At 51.6% G+C, this 17,787-nt stretch carries 19 protein-coding genes and 1 riboswitch; of the genes, 7 read left to right on the top strand and 12 right to left on the bottom strand.

The genetic code is table 11. From position 1 onward, the window contains the following. Positions 1–43 precede the first annotated feature (43 nt). Positions 44–1,237, top strand: coding sequence for a nicotinate phosphoribosyltransferase (gene pncB, locus BQ6873_RS11335; protein ID WP_076592737.1), 1,194 nt, complete (start codon positions 44–46; stop codon positions 1,235–1,237). A gap of 2 nt (positions 1,238–1,239) precedes the next feature. Here the strand turns inward: pncB and BQ6873_RS11330 are convergent, their stop codons facing one another. The 3 genes from BQ6873_RS11330 to BQ6873_RS11320 all read right to left on the bottom strand — a co-directional run bounded on the left by BQ6873_RS11330 (position 1,240) and on the right by BQ6873_RS11320 (position 4,137). Further along, positions 1,240–1,977 carry an OmpW/AlkL family protein gene (locus tag BQ6873_RS11330; RefSeq protein WP_076592736.1) on the bottom strand — a complete coding sequence of 246 codons (738 nt, stop codon included), beginning with the start codon at positions 1,975–1,977 and terminating at the stop codon, positions 1,240–1,242. A gap of 123 nt (positions 1,978–2,100) precedes the next feature. After that, the gene (locus BQ6873_RS11325; protein WP_076592735.1) at positions 2,101–3,042 is read right to left on the bottom strand and encodes a GGDEF domain-containing protein; all 942 of its coding nucleotides are present in this window, start codon (positions 3,040–3,042) and stop codon (positions 2,101–2,103) included. Positions 3,043–3,267: 225 nt separating this feature from the next. Continuing rightward, positions 3,268–4,137: a hypothetical protein gene (locus BQ6873_RS11320; RefSeq protein ID WP_157889156.1), complete on the bottom strand. Its 870-nt coding sequence runs from the start codon at positions 4,135–4,137 to the stop codon at positions 3,268–3,270. Positions 4,138–4,383: 246 nt separating this feature from the next. Between BQ6873_RS11320 and BQ6873_RS11315 the strand changes: the two genes are divergently transcribed. Continuing rightward, positions 4,384–4,749, top strand: coding sequence for a hypothetical protein (locus tag BQ6873_RS11315; RefSeq protein WP_076592733.1), 366 nt, complete (start codon positions 4,384–4,386; stop codon positions 4,747–4,749). Between the two features lie 19 nt (positions 4,750–4,768). Here the strand turns inward: BQ6873_RS11315 and BQ6873_RS11310 are convergent, their stop codons facing one another. From BQ6873_RS11310 to ahpC, 9 genes are all read right to left on the bottom strand, one after another. Further along, positions 4,769–6,001, bottom strand: a complete 1,233-nt coding sequence (locus tag BQ6873_RS11310) for a M20/M25/M40 family metallo-hydrolase (RefSeq protein ID WP_076592732.1) — start codon at positions 5,999–6,001, stop codon at positions 4,769–4,771. A 111-nt stretch (positions 6,002–6,112) separates the two neighbouring features. Further along, complete coding sequence (locus BQ6873_RS11305) at positions 6,113–7,384, bottom strand: allantoate amidohydrolase (RefSeq protein ID WP_076592731.1); 1,272 nt, start codon at positions 7,382–7,384, stop codon at positions 6,113–6,115. 55 nt (positions 7,385–7,439) lie between these two features. Beyond that, positions 7,440–8,171 (bottom strand): amino acid ABC transporter ATP-binding protein, encoded by a 732-nt coding sequence (locus BQ6873_RS11300; protein WP_076592730.1) that lies wholly within the window; start codon positions 8,169–8,171, stop codon positions 7,440–7,442. Continuing rightward, the gene (locus tag BQ6873_RS11295) at positions 8,152–8,808 is read right to left on the bottom strand and encodes an amino acid ABC transporter permease (RefSeq protein ID WP_076592729.1); all 657 of its coding nucleotides are present in this window, start codon (positions 8,806–8,808) and stop codon (positions 8,152–8,154) included. Before BQ6873_RS11295 ends, BQ6873_RS11300 begins: the two co-directional genes overlap by 20 nt. After that, positions 8,805–9,476 (bottom strand): amino acid ABC transporter permease, encoded by a 672-nt coding sequence (locus BQ6873_RS11290; protein WP_076592728.1) that lies wholly within the window; start codon positions 9,474–9,476, stop codon positions 8,805–8,807. The genes BQ6873_RS11295 and BQ6873_RS11290 overlap by 4 nt, the downstream gene beginning before the upstream one ends. A gap of 88 nt (positions 9,477–9,564) precedes the next feature. Continuing rightward, a complete protein-coding gene (locus BQ6873_RS11285; protein ID WP_076592727.1) occupies positions 9,565–10,344 on the bottom strand; it encodes a transporter substrate-binding domain-containing protein in 780 nt (259 codons plus the stop codon). Next, entirely contained in the window at positions 10,341–11,189 is an 849-nt protein-coding gene (locus tag BQ6873_RS11280) for a GntR family transcriptional regulator (RefSeq protein WP_076594087.1), read from the bottom strand. The genes BQ6873_RS11285 and BQ6873_RS11280 overlap by 4 nt, the downstream gene beginning before the upstream one ends. Positions 11,190–11,523: 334 nt before the next feature. Next, positions 11,524–13,119 carry an alkyl hydroperoxide reductase subunit F gene (gene ahpF / locus BQ6873_RS11275; RefSeq protein WP_076592726.1) on the bottom strand — a complete coding sequence of 532 codons (1,596 nt, stop codon included), beginning with the start codon at positions 13,117–13,119 and terminating at the stop codon, positions 11,524–11,526. A gap of 91 nt (positions 13,120–13,210) precedes the next feature. Beyond that, positions 13,211–13,774: an alkyl hydroperoxide reductase subunit C gene (gene ahpC / locus BQ6873_RS11270; RefSeq protein WP_076592725.1), complete on the bottom strand. Its 564-nt coding sequence runs from the start codon at positions 13,772–13,774 to the stop codon at positions 13,211–13,213. A 320-nt stretch (positions 13,775–14,094) separates the two neighbouring features. Between ahpC and BQ6873_RS11265 the strand changes: the two genes are divergently transcribed. The 5 genes from BQ6873_RS11265 (at position 14,095) to BQ6873_RS11245 (ending at position 17,469) form a co-directional block, all read left to right on the top strand. Next, a complete protein-coding gene (locus tag BQ6873_RS11265) occupies positions 14,095–14,859 on the top strand; it encodes a class II aldolase/adducin family protein (protein WP_076592724.1) in 765 nt (254 codons plus the stop codon). A gap of 37 nt (positions 14,860–14,896) precedes the next feature. Further along, a complete protein-coding gene (locus BQ6873_RS11260) occupies positions 14,897–15,082 on the top strand; it encodes a 4-oxalocrotonate tautomerase (RefSeq protein WP_011979267.1) in 186 nt (61 codons plus the stop codon). Positions 15,083–15,205: 123 nt separating this feature from the next. Further along, positions 15,206–16,303, top strand: a complete 1,098-nt coding sequence (locus BQ6873_RS11255; RefSeq protein WP_076592723.1) for a DNA glycosylase AlkZ-like family protein — start codon at positions 15,206–15,208, stop codon at positions 16,301–16,303. A gap of 149 nt (positions 16,304–16,452) precedes the next feature. Beyond that, a complete protein-coding gene (locus tag BQ6873_RS11250) occupies positions 16,453–16,989 on the top strand; it encodes a GreA/GreB family elongation factor (RefSeq protein WP_076592722.1) in 537 nt (178 codons plus the stop codon). A gap of 135 nt (positions 16,990–17,124) precedes the next feature. Then, positions 17,125–17,469 (top strand): hypothetical protein, encoded by a 345-nt coding sequence (locus tag BQ6873_RS11245; protein WP_076592721.1) that lies wholly within the window; start codon positions 17,125–17,127, stop codon positions 17,467–17,469. Between the two features lie 176 nt (positions 17,470–17,645). Next, positions 17,646–17,749: riboswitch (TPP riboswitch) on the top strand. Positions 17,750–17,787 lie beyond the last annotated feature (38 nt).

The following is a 17,787-nucleotide window of genomic DNA, read 5'->3' as shown; positions in this document are numbered from 1 at the left end:
AACAATAGCGGTCAAATCAGGGCCGCACATTGACATAAATCAAATGAATCCCATAGTCCGCAGCCTGTTGGAAAACGATTTATACAAATTCACGATGTGGCAGGCCTTGCTGCATAGCCATCCCGATGCACAGGCGGAGTACGCATTCGTCTGTCGCAACACGCCGGTTTATCCTTTAAGTGAGTTGAAAGCGGATGTAGAGCGCGAGCTGGATCATTTATGCACGCTCTTCTTTGCGGAAGATGAATTGGCTTATTTACGCAGCTTGCGCTTCATGAAAAGTGACTTCGTGGATTTTCTGACCGTGTTTCGTTTTCAACGGAAATTCATAACGGTGACGACAGATGGCGAGACGCTGAACATTCATGCGGTCGGTCCGCAAGTGCATGTGATGAGTTTTGAGATTTTTGTTTTGTATATCGTCAATGAACTCTACTTCCGTCGCTTCGATCAACAGGTTTCTTTGCTGGAAGGACGCAAACGCCTGCAAGAAAAAATTCAGATGCTGCACGCATTTGGTGAAGAAGTCGCAAAGAAGAATCCATTTGAATTTTTTGATTTTGGAGTGCGCAGACGTTTTTCTGCTGCATGGCATGAAGAAGTTGTCATCACGCTAGCGAAAGAAGTGCCGCAGTATTTCAAAGGCAGTTCAAATGTGTATTTCGCGAAGAAGTATGGATTAACACCGATAGGTACGATGGCACATGAATATCTACAGGCCTACCAATCGTTTGGCGTGCGCCTGCGTGATTTTCAGAAAGTAGCACTGGAAGATTGGGTACAGGAATATCGCGGTGATCTGGGTATAGCCTTGACTGATGTGGTTGGTATGGATGCTTTTCTTGCCGATTTCGATCTGTACTTCGCCAAGCTGTTCGATGGCCTGCGCCATGATTCGGGTGATCCAGTTGTATGGGGCGAAAAGGCGCTGGCGCACTATGCCAAATTGCGGGTGGATGCGAGTAACAAGCGTTTTGTATTTTCGGATGCACTGGATTTGCCGACAGCGTTTTCCTTGTATCGACACTTCGCGGATCGCGTGATGACGGGTTTTGGTATCGGCACTAATCTATCGAATGATACCGGCGTGCCAGCGCTGAATATTGTGATGAAGTTAATGGCATGTAACGGACAGCCTGTTGCCAAGCTGTCCGATTCTGCAGGTAAGACTTTATGTACCGATGAAACTTTCTTGGCTTATTTGAGGCAAGTTTTTCATCATCCTGCCGTCAAGTGAACTTAGAATTTGTAGCCAACTGACAGGAATGTAACGAGGGGATTAATTGTTAATGTCGTTACACTTCGGGAGATTACTGTTCCGGCCATATTTCTGCCGATAATTTCGGCATCTGTTTTAAGCGGGATATAGGCGACAGAGAATCCGAGTGACCATTTTTCGTTGAAATTGTAGGTCAGGCCAACATTGGCGACAGGTGCCCACGATGAGCTAAGGTTGGCGGTTGCAGTGCCTGGGCCACCAAAAGCCGGACGTGCTGCTGATGCTTGAAGTGACTGAGATAAATCAACATCGCTATACCAGACGCGCGTTAAACCTAGGCCGACGAATGGGCGGAGTTGAGAATTTTTGTCGCCGAAATACCATTTCGCAATGACTGCCGGACTCCATTGCCTGGCTTTACCGAGCTCGCCAAGCGGAGCAAGTGTGCCGCCACCATACAATTTGAATTTTGGTGGTATGCCCAAGTCGGCGGTGAGGGCAAAGTTGTCGGTGAAGAAGTGAGTGAAGGCAAGTCCGAGCGTGTCGGCATTGCTGATGCTGGCACTACTGCCTGCGATCGTACCTACGGCCGCTGGTTGTGTGAAGGTGAGTGGTTCGCTTGATTCGTTGGGGCGTAAATGAAACCAACCCACATTGACGATGTTGTCACCGGCACTTTGCGCAGCAGCAGGCAAAGAAAATGCCGCGAATACAGAGATGGCGGCAATTTTTGGCAATACGCTAAAAGCTTTGTTCATACATGTCCCCTCATATTGTTTATGTGGTGTTTGTTTTGTATTGCACCTTTACATTACGCTCTTCAAAAAATATCTACAACCCCATATTCATTTGTTGTGCGGCTTCGCCACAGTTTGTAAAACTTACTCGCTGGACGCGATGCAATTGCGACCGTTTCTTTTCGCCTGATAAAGACGTCTATCGACGGCTTCAATAAATTTGATGGGTTCATCATGATGGCTCGGGATTATCGTACCGACGCCGAGGCTGATGCTCAAAATCTGGCTGACCTGGGATTTTTCATGCAGGATCTGTTCCTTGAAAATCAGACTACGGCAACGCTCTGCTACTGTGAGGGCTGATTTTTCATTCGTTTCGGGGAGCACCAATATGAACTCTTCCCCGCCAAAACGAGCAAAAAAGTCGTGTGATCGGGTAGCGGCAGAGCTCAAGGCTTTTGCCACCTGCTTCAGGCAATGATCGCCCTGAATATGGCCATAGTGATCGTTATATTGTTTGAAGTAATCGATATCCAGCAAAATGATGGAGAGCGGTTGGCTGTTGCGTCTTGCATTGGCCCACTCCATTTCCATGACCGAATCGAACATGCGTCGATTGGGGACGCCAGTTAAACCATCGTTGAAAGACAGTGTTTCCAGTTCTTTCTGCAGATCGATTAATTTGGCTTCCGTTTTTTTTCGCTCATTGATGTCAAACATGAATCCGATCAAGGAATTGACCGAGCCATCGTCGTTACGCACGACATGTACAACATCGCGTATCCAAACCGTTTCGCCATTCTTGGCAAGAGCGCGATAGTCTGCCTCGTGATCGACACCTGCTTGTGATTGCGCAACGCAAAAATTGACGATGCTCTCTCTTTCATCGGGATGTATCCTCGCCGCCCAGTCTTCCACGCCCACCCAGCTGGACGGCGTCCAGCCAAGCAGGCTTTCTATCTGCGGTCCGATATAGGCAAATTTCATCGTGGCCCAGTCGATTTTCCATGGAATGGCTTTTGTGGATTCCAGCAAGGTTTTATAGACGGCGCTATCTGCTTCCATCTTCGCGGCAATATCGGTCATGGTTTGTAACTCAATCGATTAAAGGCAATTTCTCTATGGCGTTTCTGATGGAGTGATTATTTAAATCGTCAATCAGCTTCAAAGTGTAATTTTCCTTGGTAAGGTGGAATAACTCTACCATGCGTCGTCTGAGGAAATGCCGTGCGCGCATGGTCAGCCCTTAGATGAGCGCTGATAAATGGCGGAACGTTGCGTGTTCGCACCAAGCCATGCATGCGCGAAATATTACAAATCGGAGAGTTGCAACAGAGTGTGCTTGGTTGGACTTTTTTCTTCGTGATAATGCGGCTTGGTGGCTTCGGCCATCATCGTGTCGTTGTTGCCTAGAATCGTAGTGGTCAGCAAGGTCGCGTTTCCTTCCATAAACCAGCAGGCGCGAGCAGAGTTTCTGTTGCCGTGCAGATCGAGGATCAGGCTTCGTGCAACGTTATCGGAAGAACAACTTGGTAGTGCCGGTTTGACCTTGGGTGGCAACACAATGGCATCGCCCGGTTTCACCCATAAATCGGCTAGCGCGATTTCATTTACGTAAGGACGCCAGCGCGCCACGCTGATGACTAACGGTAGTCCGCCAGCTCGTGAAAAGAAAACATGCGGAAAATTGTGATATTCCAGATCAGTCGGGTTGATAGGGAGCAGTTCGCGACCACGACCCGGACCAAGATACGGTGATTGATGCCCTGCCCATTTGCCGTAGGTGAAATCGCTGGTGATCAGGCCTTTGTATGGAAACTTCACACATTCGCCACTCTTCAGCAAGGTCATGCCGAAGGCTTGTACATTTTCCTTGTTCGCGGAAAAAGGCGTGTAATGCACTTCCCTGACACCGAAATCAAACAAGGTTATTTCGTAGGATTTCCCGCTATCGGGGGTGATCGTTTTGGGTGAGTGTTTGATATTGAAGTATTTGTTACCAAGATCAAGATCAGGCTTGTCAGGCGCGATGGTGATCAGTTTCCCACGCACCTCACTGTGCTGTTCACCTGTGCCGTTATCGTTATAAAGAAATGGAAATGCCACAGGATCTTTTAAATCCTGTGGTTTGCCGTCTTTGATGAAAGTGATGGAATCGAATTCGGTTTCGTCTTTTACCAAGGCTGGCTCCATGAGATAACAGTAAAATGGGCGACGATTGATTTATCGCTGCGGATACGCCCTTATCCGAGCATCAACATTTTTGACGGCAATCAGCATCATGCTCAATTAAAGCCAAGACCATAGGCAGTCTGAGGCGACGAGTTAATGATGGCTGTTTCTATTTTGCCAAGCAAAAACTTTACCATGCGGCAAGCCGCCTATCATGGTGCATAGCGTGCAAGATATTTAATTACAGAGAAGAACATGACAAAAAACGAAGCGATCAAGCGAGTCAACGAAGAGTTGCATGCCAACTTGCTGAATGACAGCAACACGCAATGGTCAACCGTGGTGCCATATGCGGGAGATGAAGGATGGTGGCTAAATATTCCGCTCTCCGGCTTTCGGCAGGAGCGACATTTTCTGATTTGTAGCGAGAAGGCTAAGAGCTTTCGCCATATCAGAATCAAGGCGAATACGATACTGAGCCCGGCAACGAGGTTCCGTTGCAAGGATCAGATGGCGGATGTTTTTATCTCGGCCAAGAATGCAAAACGCTTGGTCGATACGCTGCCGGGCGGTACCAAGTTCAGTTTCGATAAATATGTATTCGGTGAATACAATTTTTAAAAGCGGTATCTTGCGACGCTTATGTCAGCAACTCCAGCAGGCTCCATGCAATCGCCTTGGTTGCAACGGATAGCGTAAAGAGCGGGACTCTTTCATCCGCGCGATGGCCGTTGGCTTCCAGCAGTGTGCGTGGTCCGGCACCGTACATCACGGTGGCGACGCCGGCTTCTGCATAAAGACGCGCATCGGAATACAGTGGCACGCCGATTGGTGTGACTTCTTCGCCTAATGCGACAGATGCTTCTGCGCAGATGACATCACGCAAACGCACGGCATCGCCAACCGGCTTGAACGGGCTGGCCAGCAAAATACGTTCTACCTCGCAGCGTATGCCGGGCATGCCATGCACGGCGCGTTCAATGACGGTGCGCAATTCTGCTTCTACTTCTTCTGGAATTTCTTCCGGGATGATGCGTCTATCCAGACGCAAAGTCACTTCATCCGGCACCACATTGGTGTTGATGCCACCGTTGATCGTGCCGACCACCAGTGATGGTGAGGTGATGCCATTGATTGCCGACGTGCGATTCTGCAAGGTGTCGCGATAGTTGTAGAGTGCGGCCAATAGTTTGGTTGCTGCTTCCAGTGCATCGTGTCCGGTGTCGGGGCGCGCTGCATGCGCGGAGACACCATGCACTTTTATTTCCAGATGCAGGCAGCCGTTGTGTGCGGTCGTCACGTTGTATGAGAAGCCGGCACAGATGGCGTAATCAGGTTTGGTTAAACCTTGTTGCAGCAACCAACCAGGACCGGCCAGACCGCCGGTTTCTTCATCGTAAGTCAAATGCAGTTCGACTTGGCCGCGCAAGGGAATCGATAATTCCTTCAAGGCACGCAAGGCGTAGGCATACGTCGCGAAGTCGGATTTGGATACAGCTACTCCGCGTCCTATCATCCAGCCATCGCGTACGGTGGCTGAGTATGGATCTACGCTCCAGCCGCTGCCTGGCGGCACCACGTCGCCGTGCGCATTCAAGGCGACGGTTGGGCCATCGGCGAAGCGCTCACGCACGATCAGATTGATCGCACTTTCCAAGCCTGTGCTGCGGGCAAATTCATTGGGTACTGCATACTGCTCAACGGTGAATTGCATCTCCTCCAGCAAAGCAGCAGTCATGAGTGCATGTGGCGCGCAATTGCCGGGAGGGTTATCGGACGGGCATTGCACGACCTTGGCAAGAAAGGCGATTTGTTCATCAGCATGCTGATCGACCCATGTGGCGATCTGTTGTTTGAGTAAGGCTTTATTCATCTTGGCTATCCAGTATTGGAAATAATCGGTAAGCAAGCATCAGGGTTGCAGAATGAATGTGCAGTGATGCAAGCAGCGTTCTGGCAACACATATTGTTTGGTGCGATACGCTTATACGGTGTTCTTGTTCAAAGCATCGAAATGTTCGACAAAATCCATGAAGACATCGGAAGCCAATGTAGCGTCTTCGACCGCCATGGTTTCTGCCGGATTGTGGCTGATGCCGCCATTGCCGCAGCGGACAAACAGCATCGCGATCGGCGCTACGCTAGCGATCGCCATGGCATCGTGACCCGCGCCGGACGGCAGGCTGCGCATGGTGCAGCCATTGCGTTCCAGTGAAGCATGCCAGCCTTGTTGCAGCCAGTCGGCGCAGACAGCGCTAGATGTTTCATAGGTTTTTTTCAAAGTGCTGCGTACGCCGCGTCGTGTGCAAATGCGTTCAAGTTCTGTCGTGATATCTGCCGTGGCTGACAAGCGTTGTGCATCGTCGCCGGCGCGTACGTCGAGTGACAAAACGACGCGTCCCGGGATCACATTGGTTGCGCCATTCGGCACCGTCCATTGACCGATGGTGCCGACTAACTCGGGTGTATGACTGCAACGTTGTTCGACGAATAGCGCAAACTCCGCCGCTGCCATCGCAGCATCGTGACGCATATGCATAGGCACGGTGCCGGCGTGGCCGGCGATGCCTTCCAGCTCCAGCATGTAACGTGTGGCGCCGGCAATCGCGGTCACCACACCCAGCGCCAAATTCTCATTGAGTAGTACTGGGCCTTGCTCGATATGGACTTCGACAAAGGCGGCAATGCTATCGCGCGGTGCGGCAGCAGCGCTAATCTGCAAAGGATTGAAATCAGCGGCCTTCATCGCGTCACGCATCGTGATACCTAGCTCATCGACGTGATCCAGTACACTTTGCTGGAAGGTGCCGGCTATCGCACGACTACCCAGCATAGGCGCTTTGAAACGCACACCCTCTTCTTCGCTGAAGGCAGCCACTTCAATCGGGAACGGAAAACGTAGGCCTTGTTTATGCCAGTTTGCAATGCAACTGATGGGCAGCAAAATTCCCAGCAAGCCGTCGTAGATACCGCCATTGCGCACGGTATCGAAATGCGAACCTGTCATCAGCACTGATGCATCTGCATTGTGGCCTTCATAACGACCGATGACGTTGCCGACAGCATCGCGTCGCACCGTCATGCCGGCATCGCGCATCCATGCAGCTATCTGTCCGGCGGCACCGCGATGGGCAGGCGTCAGATAGGTGCGCGTCATCATGCCATCCTGCTCGGTATATTGCGCCAGTAGATGCAGGCGCTCCATGATTTCATGACCTATGGTCGGCTGGATGGCGCTGGTAAAAGTAAGGCTCATGATGATTTAGATCGTTGATTTTTTGTCAGATATCGCATGCTTGACTACATACGTATCAGGCTGCAGCCATTCCCAGGAATTGTTTCAGTTCAGGTGTTTCGGGATGGGCAAAGATTTCTTCCGGTGCACCTATCTCATGCACTTTCCCCTGATGCATGAAGACGACGCGATCGCATACTTCGCGCGCGAAGCGCATCTCGTGCGTGACCATGATGAGCGTCATGCCTTCTTCGGCCAAACCACGCACTACATTCAATACTTCATTGACCAATTCAGGATCGAGTGCCGATGTGACTTCATCACACAGCAAAGCTTGTGGTTCCATGCTGAGTGCGCGCGCGATGGCGACACGTTGTTGCTGTCCACCGGAAAGTTGATCAGGAAAGCTGTCGAACTTTTCACCCAGACCGACGCGTTCCAGATTCTTGATCGCCAGTGCACGCGCATCTTTCTCTGACACGCCTTTGACTATCATCGGTGAAATCATCACGTTGCGGCCCACGCTTAAATGTGGAAACAGATTGAACTGCTGGAAGATCATGCCGACCTTCAAGCGCAGATTGCGCAGTTCCAGTTCCGTCTTTCCCAAGTGCGTACCGGCGACGCTGATCGATCCTTCATCTATGCTTTCCAGTCCGTTAATGCAGCGCAGCAGTGTGCTCTTGCCGGAGCCGCTCTTGCCGATGATGGCAATCACTTCGCCGGGTTCGACATCGAGACGTATGCCTTTCAGAACTGAATTGCTGCCGTAGCTTTTCTTGACGTTATCAATGGCGATGAGCGGCATGGAATTTCCTTTCCAGGAATTGGCTGTACTTGGATAAAGGCCAGCAGAGGATGAAATAAAAGAAACCGGCAGCCGCGTACACGGTGAACGGCATGAAGGTGGCGTTGGTGATGACAGTCGCCGCTTTCGACAGTTCGACAAAGCCGATGATGGACGTAACCGCCGTACCTTTAATGATCTGTACGCTGAAGCCGATAGTCGGCGGAATCGCGATGCGCAGCGCTTGCGGCAATATGATGTAACGCATCTGCTGTACGTAATTCATTGCGAGTACGGAGGATGCTTCCCATTGCCCACGTGGAATCGCTTCGACGCAGCCACGCCAGATTTCGGCAAGAAACGATGCACTCCACAAAGTCAGTGTCAAACCAGCGGCCAGCCATGCTGGCACTTCAACACCGAACAAGGCAATGCCAAAGAACACCAGGAACAATTGCATCAGCAAAGGTGTGCCCTGGAATACTTCGATATAGACACGTGCGACATTGCGCAGCGTACCTTGCTTGGACGTACGCATGAACAGGATCAACAGACCCAGCATGCCACCTAGTAAGAAGGTGACCAGCGACAAGACCACCGTCCAGCGTCCGGCCAGTAGCAGGTTGCGCAGAATATCCCACAGCGAAAAGGAAATCATGTGGGTCTCCTTCCAGAAATAAAGCGATTGCCGATTAGTCGCAGCAGTTGCCGCAGCAGGATCGCCATGACGAGATAGATAGCAGTCGCGACCAGATACGCTTCAAATGCGCGGAAGTTACGCCCTTGAATAAAGTTGGCAGCGAACGACAATTCTTCTACTGCAATTTGCGAACACACAGCCGAACCCAGCATCACGATCACGATCTGGCTCGACAATGCCGGCCATATTTTTTGCAAGGCCGGACGCAGAATGATGTGACGGAATATTTGCAAGCGCGTCATCGACAAACTCTGTGCGGCCTCGATTTGTCCGCGTGTGACAGCGACGACACCGGCACGAATAATCTCGGTGCTGTAGGCGCCCAGATTGATGACCATGGTCAGGATGGCTGCCTGCATTTCCGTAATTTGCACGCCTATGCTTGGCAAACCGAAGAAGATGAAAAAGAGCTGAATCAGGAATGGCGTGTTGCGGATCAACTCGACATAGGCGCTCACCAGCGGTCGCAACCAGCGCGGTCCCTGCGTGCGCGCCCATGCGCCGAAAATGCCGACGGCAACACCGAGCACGCCACCGACCGCAATCAATTCCACCGTCGTCAGCACGCCTTTGACGAGCACGCCGGTGTAATCGAAGGTCGACAGAAAATCAAATTGATAGGCCACGCTAGCTCCATTTCCTACAAGTGGGGCGCACTCCTGACAGCGCCTGTTTCAGCATGCATCCGCAACACAATGTGCGGATGCGTTTGCTTTACATATTGGCTGGCAGCGGCAAGCCCAGCCATTTTTCGCTCAAGGCATTAAGCGAGCCGTCCTTCTTCGCTTGTGCGAGGATGGTGTTTACTTTTTCCAGCAGTTTTTCTTCACCTTTGTTCAAGCCGATCGAGCATGGCGAGTTCTTGATGAGGAATTTTGTTTCCGGTTTTTTCGGTGGATTTTTCGCGATGATGGCAGCGGCGATCACGTTGCCGGTAGCAACCAGTTGCACCTGATTCGACAGGAAGGAACTGATGGTGCCGTTATTGTCTTCATAGCGTTTGATGGTGGCAGTTTCTGGCGCGATCTTAGACAGTTCCAGATCCTCGACCGAGCCACGCGTTACGCCGATAGTCTTGCCTGCCAAATCAGCAGCGCCTGCAACCTTTTGATCCGCCGGACCGAATACGCCGTTGAAGAACGGTGCATAGGCTGCGCTGAAATCGATGACTTTTTCACGCTCGGGATTTTTACCCATGCTGGAAATCACCAAATCAACTTTTTTCGTTTGCAGATAAGGGATGCGATTGGCGCTGGTGACGGGAACCAGTTCGACTTTGACGCCCATTTTTTTCGCGATCATGGTAGCAACGTCGATGTCCAGACCTTGCGGTTTCATGTCGGTGGTGACGGAACCGAATGGTGGGAAGTCTTGCGGCACGGCGACGCGCAACACGCCTTTTTTCTGAATATCGTCGAGTGCATCGGCACGCGCGAAGCTGGTGAACAGAAGAGTGCTGGCCATCAGGCCGATCAGGATTTTAGAGAGCTTCATTTTTTCATTTCCTTTCCAGGTGAATACGAAGATGGATGCGACAGGGTTGACGAGATAGTTGCTGCATTAGCCGCCCGGCTCGTCTTTGCCCGTGCGGTGGATTTTTTGGCAGGCTGTTTTTCGGTTGAGATGGTCGCTGCTGATTTCGATGCTTTTGCTGCAGCAACTGGTGTCAGCGCAGTGCGCAATGCATTCAATGGATCGTTGGGAGCAACGTCGTACAGCGTACTTTCCACGATTTGTAGATGGTCCAGCATCAGGCGTTCGGCTTCATCGATATCACCGCTTTCGAGCGCAGCTACGATGTGTACATGGTCTTCGCAAGAGTCCACTGCCTGCGATGGCGATTGGCGCAGCATCGCAGTCAGTGTGGTGCGTGCGGTCAGATCGCGCAGCGTGTCGGACAACAGATTGTTGCCCAGGCATTCGCACAAGCAGACATGGAAGTCGCCTAATAGATAACTACGTGCACCGACATCGTCGCCGGCAATCGCAGCTTGTTCGCGTGCGATGTGATCGTGCAGTTGATTGATGGCATGTTTGGAAAGTGGGCGTGCATGGCGCAAGAGGCCAAGCTCGATTACGCGACGCGCTTCAAAGGCTTCGCGTGCTTCGCTGGCAGTTGGCTCGATGACAAACCAGCCGCGACGCGCGCTGACCATCACGATGCCGCGTGTTGCCAAGCGCATCAAGGCTTCGCGTATCAAGGTGCGCGACACGCCGAACAGATCGGCCAATTGCTGTTCGCCCAGCCGTGTGCCGGGTGCAAGTTGTTTGGCCAGTATCGATTCTGTAATACGTGCAGCGATCTGGATCGATGATTTGAGTGGGTTCTCGGAAGTCATGACCATACCTCAGCAAGTTGTATGCCTATCTGATGGACAGTACTTGTATACAAGATTTAAGGCAAATATTTGTGTTGTTTTCCCTGTGAGGCTTGTACAGATGGGTGGGAAAGCCGTGCAGCTACGAACGGTGGAGCTAGGCGTTTCTGTGCTCACCATTCAGGTGCATGACTGTCTTTTTGGTGCGGGATGAGTGGTCTGCTTGTGGCAGGATGATGCGATGTGGCAAGAAATTCAGCTTCATAGATATATGTATGAAGCTGATATCGTTAGTTTCTATTGCCAAAAGAAAAAGCCGCATTGCTGCGGCTTTTTTATGATGCGACTACTTTATTTAGGCTGGGACAGCTTCACTGTTAGCCGGTGCTTCAACTTCATCCGTATCCGAACTGCGGATCAGATAATCGAAAGCGGAGAGCGATGCTTTGGCACCTTCACCGACTGCGATTACGATCTGTTTGTACGGTACAGTCGTAACGTCGCCAGCTGCAAACACGCCTGGTACTGAAGTACGGCCATGCGAATCAACTTCGATTTCGCCGTGGCGTGACAAGGCAACTGTGCCTTTCAGCCATTCGGTGTTCGGCACCAGACCGATCTGGATGAAGACGCCTTCCAGTTCGACTGTTTTGATTTCTTCGGACTTGCGATCCTTGTAAACCAAGCCGTTGACGCGTTTGCCGTCGCCGGTGATTTCTGTCGTTTGTGCCGACGTGATCACGGTGACATTGGCCAGGCTATGCAATTTGCGTTGCAAGACGGCATCGGCACGGAGTTCTGCGCCGAATTCGATCAAGGTCACATGACCGACGATACCTGCCAGGTCGATTGCTGCTTCCACGCCGGAGTTGCCGCCACCAATAACTGCAACGCGTTTACCTTTGAACAGTGGGCCGTCGCAGTGCGGACAATACGCGACACCTTTGTTGCGGTATTCGTTTTCGCCCGGCACGTTGATGGTTTTCCAGCGTGCACCGGTTGCCAGGATCACGGATTTGCTTTTCAGCGAACCGCCATCTTTCAGTTTGATCTCGATCAGCTTGCCCGGTACCAGTTGGGAAGCTTGCTGTACGTTCATGATGTCAACTTCGTAGCTCTTGACGTGCTGTTCTAGCGCGACGGCGAATTTCGGGCCGTCGGTTTCCTGTACCGATACGAAGTTTTCAATCGATAAAGTATCCAGCACCTGACCGCCGAAACGTTCAGCCACCACGCCGGTACGGATGCCTTTGCGTGCAGCGTAAATAGCTGCTGCTGCACCTGCAGGTCCGCCGCCGACGATCAATACATCGTATGGTGCTTTGGCGCTGAGTTCTTCTTGCTTGCGCTTGTTACCACCGGTGTCGAGTTTGGCGAGGATCTGTTCGATGCTGACGCGACCGGACTCGAACGGTTGTCCGTTCAGGAAGGTCGTTGGTACGGCCATGATTTCGCGTTCTTTGACTTCATCTTGGAACAAACCACCATCGATCGTGACGGCACGGATGCGCGGATTGATCAGCGCCATCACGTTAAAGGCTTGCACGACTTCCGGGCAGTTGTGGCAAGACAAAGACATATAAGTTTCGAAGTGATAGTCGCCGTCCAGATTACGGATCTGTTCAATGACTGATTCTTCGAGTTTCAATGGATGGCCGCCGGTTTGCAGCAAGGCCAGGACCAGTGAAGTAAATTCGTGCCCCATCGGAATCGCGGCGAATTGTATGCCTGCGTGAGCGTCTGGGCGCTTGATGACAAAAGAAGGTTTGCGCTCGTCGCCATCGGTGCGTTCGACCAGAGTGATCTTGTCGCTCAGCACAACGATTTCTTGCAGCAACTCCTGCAATTCACGAGATTTATCGCTGCCATCGAGTGACGCGACGATCTCGATCGGTTGCACGATCTTTTCCAAATAAGCGGCTAATTGGGTTTTGAGATTTGCATCCAACATGATGGTCCCTACTTTCTTTACGATTTAAATTAAGTCCTGCATGTCCGGGCCACACGGCCCGGACAATATTGCAACTACTTGAAATTACAACTTAGATTTTGCCGACCAGATCCAGCGATGGAGCGATGGTTTTTTCGCCGTCTTTCCATTTAGCTGGGCAAACTTCGTTTGGATGTGCAGCAACGTATTTAGCTGCTTTCAGTTTGCGCAGTGTTTCCGAAACGTCACGAGCGATTGCATTGTCATGCACTTCCATGGTCTTGATGACGCCTTCAGGATTGATCACGAAGGTGCCACGCAGTGCCAAACCAGCTTCAGGAATGTGTACGCCGAATGCGTTGGTCAGTTGGTGAGTTGGATCGCCAACCAATGGGAATTTTGCTTTGCCAACTGCTGGCGAAGTTTCGTGCCAAACTTTGTGCGAGAAGTGGGTATCGGTAGTAACGATGTAAACTTCTGCGCCCAGTTTTTGGAATTCTGCGTAGCTGTCAGCTGCATCTTCAACTTCTGTTGGGCAGTTGAATGTGAAAGCTGCTGGCATGAAAATCAGCACGGACCATTTGCCCTTCAAGGACTGTTCGGTAACTTCAATGAACTTGCCATTATGGAAAGCTTGGGTCTTGAACGGCTGAACTTGGGTGTTAATAAGTGACATGTGTTTTCTTCCTTACTGGGTTAAAAAATGGTGTGAGTACGAATAGTAGAGGACCATCAATCATTTGTATAATTGATTTATTTTACAAATTCGATTTGTTTTCGCTATCGATAAGTGTTGCAGCAACGTTCCTTCGCTAACGAACTACCTATTATGCAGTTTTACTGCGACTAGGGTGTGACAGTCCTGTTTTCAGTATAAAAAATGGATGGCAAACGATAGATTTCAAGAGGAATCGGCGTCTGTCCTACTATGACTTTATAATTTCAACCTTCGTGACGTTCAAGGCGTCTTCCGCTTCAGATTCTTAGCAAGGTGATATGACTACCCCAGCAATCCAGACTCCACCGGCCGGCATCAGCGCCGCCGAATGGCAAGTTCGTGTCGATCTCGCCGCCTGTTACCGCTTATGCGCGTTAAAGAATTGGGATGACCTGATTTACACGCATATTTCCGCCACGGTTCCGGGCGAAGAAGGTCGCTTCCTGATCAATCCTTTTGGCTTCCGCTTTGATGAAATTACCGCATCTAATCTGGTGAAGATTGATTTGCAGGGCAATATCATTGGTGACCAGACTTATCGCGTGAATGTGACCGGCTTCGCGATCCACGGTGCGGTGCATGCAGCGCGTGCAGATGCGATGTGCGTCATGCATTTGCATAATGAAAACGGTGTTGCCGTCGGTATGCAACAAGGTGGCTTGCTACCTTTATCGCAGCACGCGATGCGTTTCTATCAGCAGATGGGTTATCACGACTATGAAGGTTTGGCCTTGTCGCCAGTTGAGCAGACGCGGCTGATTGAACGCCTTGGTGATTATCCGGCGATGCTGTTGCGCAATCACGGCACGCTGATCAGCGGCCGCACGATAGCTGAAGCCTATGTATTGATGGATACGCTGGATAAAGCGTGTTCCTTCCAGTTAAAAGCGCAATCAGGTGGTGGAGCTTTGAATATCCCGCCGCCTGAAGTCTGTGCAAAAACGTACAAGGAATTACTCGGCGATGGCTCGCCCGAAGGCATACTCGAATGGCCGTCTTTGCTGCGCAAGCTCGATGCTTTGTCGCCGTCCTATCGCGACTGATTTATTCATTATTCTTATCAACTAAAAAGGAAAACTCATGCCAACTATCAACGTGCAATTATTCGAAGGCCGTACCGTCGAACAAAAACGTGCTTTCGTTAAAGCCGTTACTGAAGCAACAGTCGCAACGCTCGGTTCCAGTGCTGAATCTGTCGATATCATTATCGAAGACGTGAAGCGTGAAAACTGGGCAACCGGCGGCAAGCTGTGGTCTGACGTTTAATATTTATGCTGATGTACGCACGGCCTTATCTGCGCACTAGTCTGGCAGACGTCTGCTGTACATCAGCGATCTCATCTCGGTCGACGACAGTGATGACGTTCTGCTCTGTGCTTCAATTCCCACATGCCCACTGAATCGAGTCTCGAAGACCTGCGTCGCTACGCGGTCGCGCGCACCTTGTTTACGCCGACTACGTTGCCGGCAGCGATCCGACGCCTGGGTTTCGTGCAAGCGGATCCGATCCGTGCCCCGGCTCGGGCGCAGGACCTGACGCTACGCCACCGAGTCAAGGACTACCGTGCCGGCGATCTGGAGCGCCGCTACGTGCGCCTGGCGATCGACGAAGATTGCCTGGTTAACTACGGCTTCCTGCCCAGCGAGCACTTGGCGCTGATGCATCCGCGTCAGGCGAAGAAAGTCTGGGATAGCGAGACACAACGTCAGGCTGCAGACGTGCTGGCCTTCGTGCATGAACGCGGCGCAGTCCATCCGCGCGAGGTCGATCAGCACTTCGCACACGGGCGCGTGAAGAACTATTGGGGTGGTTCGAGCAACGCTAGTACGCATCTGCTCGATGGTTTGCACTACCGCGGCTTGTTGCGAGTGCAGCGGCGTGACAGCGGCACGCGCGTCTACGAGGCGGTTACGCACCCGGCCGCAGACGACAGTCCCGCTGCAAGCGCTCAGCGCGCAGCTGCTTTGATCGATTTGGTGGTGCGCAAGTACGCACCACTGCCAGCCGCCAGCCTGACCTATCTGGTGCGGCTGCTCGGCTACGGCGCACCGCATCTGGCGGAGCAGACCCAGGCGGCGCTGCGGCTGGCGCGCGAGCACCTGGCCAGTTGCCGCATCGACGGGACTACTTGGTACTGGCCCGCTGACGAAAATCCTCGCTCGCGCCGTTACGCCATCGATGACCGGCTGCGGCTACTCACTCCTTTCGATCCTGTGGTCTGGGACCGGTGCCGCTTCACGTTGTTTTGGGACTGGACGTATAAGTTCGAGGCCTACACACCACCGGCCCGGCGCCAGTTCGGCTACTACGCGCTGCCTATGCTCTGGCGTGGCCAGGTAATCGGCTGGGCCAATGTGTCGACGCGTGAAGGCCGACTGGAAGCAGCGTTCGGCTATGTGGCTGGCGCAGCGCCAAAAGGTGCTGCATTCCGTAGCGCATTGGACGAAGAACTGCAGCGCATGGAGCAGTTCCTCGGCTTGTGCTGATACAGGGAATGCATTGGGACTTCATGGCTTGATGCGCAACCTCATGCGGCAAAATTTCCGATTGATATCTTCGTGTAGTAGCGCACAGTAGCTTCTGCAAAGATGCGTTAAGGTAGTAGTTCATGCATGAGCAGTGCAGGAGCGCAACCATGAACAAGGCTTTTGTTAAGGAAACGGGCGACGACGATGCTCTATCGTTGCAGCCGGAGATGCCGCTAGACGTGAAAAATTACATCACGCCTGAGGGGTATCAGCGTTTGCAAAATGAGTTACTGGAATTGGTGGAAGTAACACGCGCCCATGTTTTGCAAACCGAGCAAGATGCTACAAATCAAACATCTCTGGAGTTTGATCCCGAGCGTACCTTGCGTGAAATCGACCAACGTATTCACTATCTACAAACTCGTTTGGAGTCTGCAGAAATCGTTGACCCAAGCGTGCATGTCGATGGCGATCAAGTCTTCTTTGGCGCAAGCGTCACCTATCAAAACGCAATTGGTGAACAACATACCGTCACCATAGTTGGCCTAGATGAGCTGGACCCGGCGCACGGCAAGATAAGCTGGCTGGCACCACTTGCGCAAACATTGCTCGGTGCAAACGAAGGCGACACAGTACTGTTGGAAAGCCCAGCTGGTACAGAGAAATTGCAGATCATGCACGTACGTTATCCGCCTAGTAGTTGAACTGGATGTGGATCAAAGTGTCCTACAGATAAGCGCATAGACATGAGGTGTATGCGACAAGTAGTAGATGGAATGGCTTGATCAGCATCAAGCATTGCATGCCCTGAACACTCTTCACATAGCAAGGAGTTCTATATGGCACATCATGATTCTCCAACAAAATCCAAGGTTTTCGCGAAACATGCTTCAGCATCTGAATCGCATTCGCGAGAAGAGCGTCAATTGGATGATGCGCTGGAGCAAACCTTCCCCGCCAGCGATCCGGTAGCGGAGATGCCGACCGAGACGGCGGCATCTGAAGGAGAAGTGGCGAAAGAAACCTTACTGGATATCGCGATAGAAATGACTTTTCCCGCCAGCGATCCCATCTCGGTTTCATCCGGGATTACGCATATACAAAAATCGCCGGATTCAGCCGACGCACATTTCGATCATCAAAATAGCCACGAGTCGGAAAAAAGCAAGAAGAGTAAAAAATAGAAATCAATTCGTTGTACCAAGCATGCGTTCTGCACATCTTTGATAGTCACGCCGCCTACTTCCACGTCTCCGCAGACTAGCCATCTTGCCAATTGATCCTGGTTAAGATCGGCGAAATTCGCTGCAAAATACAACAAAGATGCCATTTCGCACGCTTATTCTTTCGTGTTAGTATGCGGCCACGCTAGGGGTCCTGAAGAGCTAAACGTCTTCGGGTGAGAAAAAACCCTCCGTACCTGACCTGGATAATGCCAGCGTAGGGAAGCGCAAAGTCCACGCAATTTCTTTGTCCATTCCTTCGCACGCATTCGTTTTTTA

Source organism: Herminiimonas arsenitoxidans (assembly GCF_900130075.1).
Taxonomy (GTDB): domain Bacteria; phylum Pseudomonadota; class Gammaproteobacteria; order Burkholderiales; family Burkholderiaceae_D; genus Oxalicibacterium; species Oxalicibacterium arsenitoxidans.
The sequence above is the reverse complement of the archived record's forward strand: the minus strand, read 5'-3'. Positions and strand labels throughout refer to the sequence as shown.

What these genes read in the sequence shown, in the direction of transcription:
- BQ6873_RS11255 (WP_076592723.1), top strand. Translation starts at nt 15,206, where the DNA reads ATGCCCACTGAATCGAGTCTCGAAGACCTGCGTCGCTACGCGGTCGCG.
- BQ6873_RS11285 (WP_076592727.1), bottom strand. Translation starts at nt 10,344, where the DNA reads ATGAAGCTCTCTAAAATCCTGATCGGCCTGATGGCCAGCACTCTTCTG.
- BQ6873_RS11280 (WP_076594087.1), bottom strand. Translation starts at nt 11,189, where the DNA reads ATGACTTCCGAGAACCCACTCAAATCATCGATCCAGATCGCTGCACGT.
- pncB (WP_076592737.1), top strand. Translation starts at nt 44, where the DNA reads ATGAATCCCATAGTCCGCAGCCTGTTGGAAAACGATTTATACAAATTC.
- BQ6873_RS11330 (WP_076592736.1), bottom strand. Translation starts at nt 1,977, where the DNA reads ATGAACAAAGCTTTTAGCGTATTGCCAAAAATTGCCGCCATCTCTGTA.
- BQ6873_RS11300 (WP_076592730.1), bottom strand. Translation starts at nt 8,171, where the DNA reads ATGCCGCTCATCGCCATTGATAACGTCAAGAAAAGCTACGGCAGCAAT.
- BQ6873_RS11310 (WP_076592732.1), bottom strand. Translation starts at nt 6,001, where the DNA reads ATGAATAAAGCCTTACTCAAACAACAGATCGCCACATGGGTCGATCAG.
- BQ6873_RS11315 (WP_076592733.1), top strand. Translation starts at nt 4,384, where the DNA reads ATGACAAAAAACGAAGCGATCAAGCGAGTCAACGAAGAGTTGCATGCC.
- BQ6873_RS11265 (WP_076592724.1), top strand. Translation starts at nt 14,095, where the DNA reads ATGACTACCCCAGCAATCCAGACTCCACCGGCCGGCATCAGCGCCGCC.
- ahpC (WP_076592725.1), bottom strand. Translation starts at nt 13,774, where the DNA reads ATGTCACTTATTAACACCCAAGTTCAGCCGTTCAAGACCCAAGCTTTC.
- ahpF (WP_076592726.1), bottom strand. Translation starts at nt 13,119, where the DNA reads ATGTTGGATGCAAATCTCAAAACCCAATTAGCCGCTTATTTGGAAAAG.
- BQ6873_RS11325 (WP_076592735.1), bottom strand. Translation starts at nt 3,042, where the DNA reads ATGACCGATATTGCCGCGAAGATGGAAGCAGATAGCGCCGTCTATAAA.
- BQ6873_RS11245 (WP_076592721.1), top strand. Translation starts at nt 17,125, where the DNA reads ATGGCACATCATGATTCTCCAACAAAATCCAAGGTTTTCGCGAAACAT.
- BQ6873_RS11250 (WP_076592722.1), top strand. Translation starts at nt 16,453, where the DNA reads ATGAACAAGGCTTTTGTTAAGGAAACGGGCGACGACGATGCTCTATCG.
- BQ6873_RS11305 (WP_076592731.1), bottom strand. Translation starts at nt 7,384, where the DNA reads ATGAGCCTTACTTTTACCAGCGCCATCCAGCCGACCATAGGTCATGAA.
- BQ6873_RS11260 (WP_011979267.1), top strand. Translation starts at nt 14,897, where the DNA reads ATGCCAACTATCAACGTGCAATTATTCGAAGGCCGTACCGTCGAACAA.
- BQ6873_RS11295 (WP_076592729.1), bottom strand. Translation starts at nt 8,808, where the DNA reads ATGATTTCCTTTTCGCTGTGGGATATTCTGCGCAACCTGCTACTGGCC.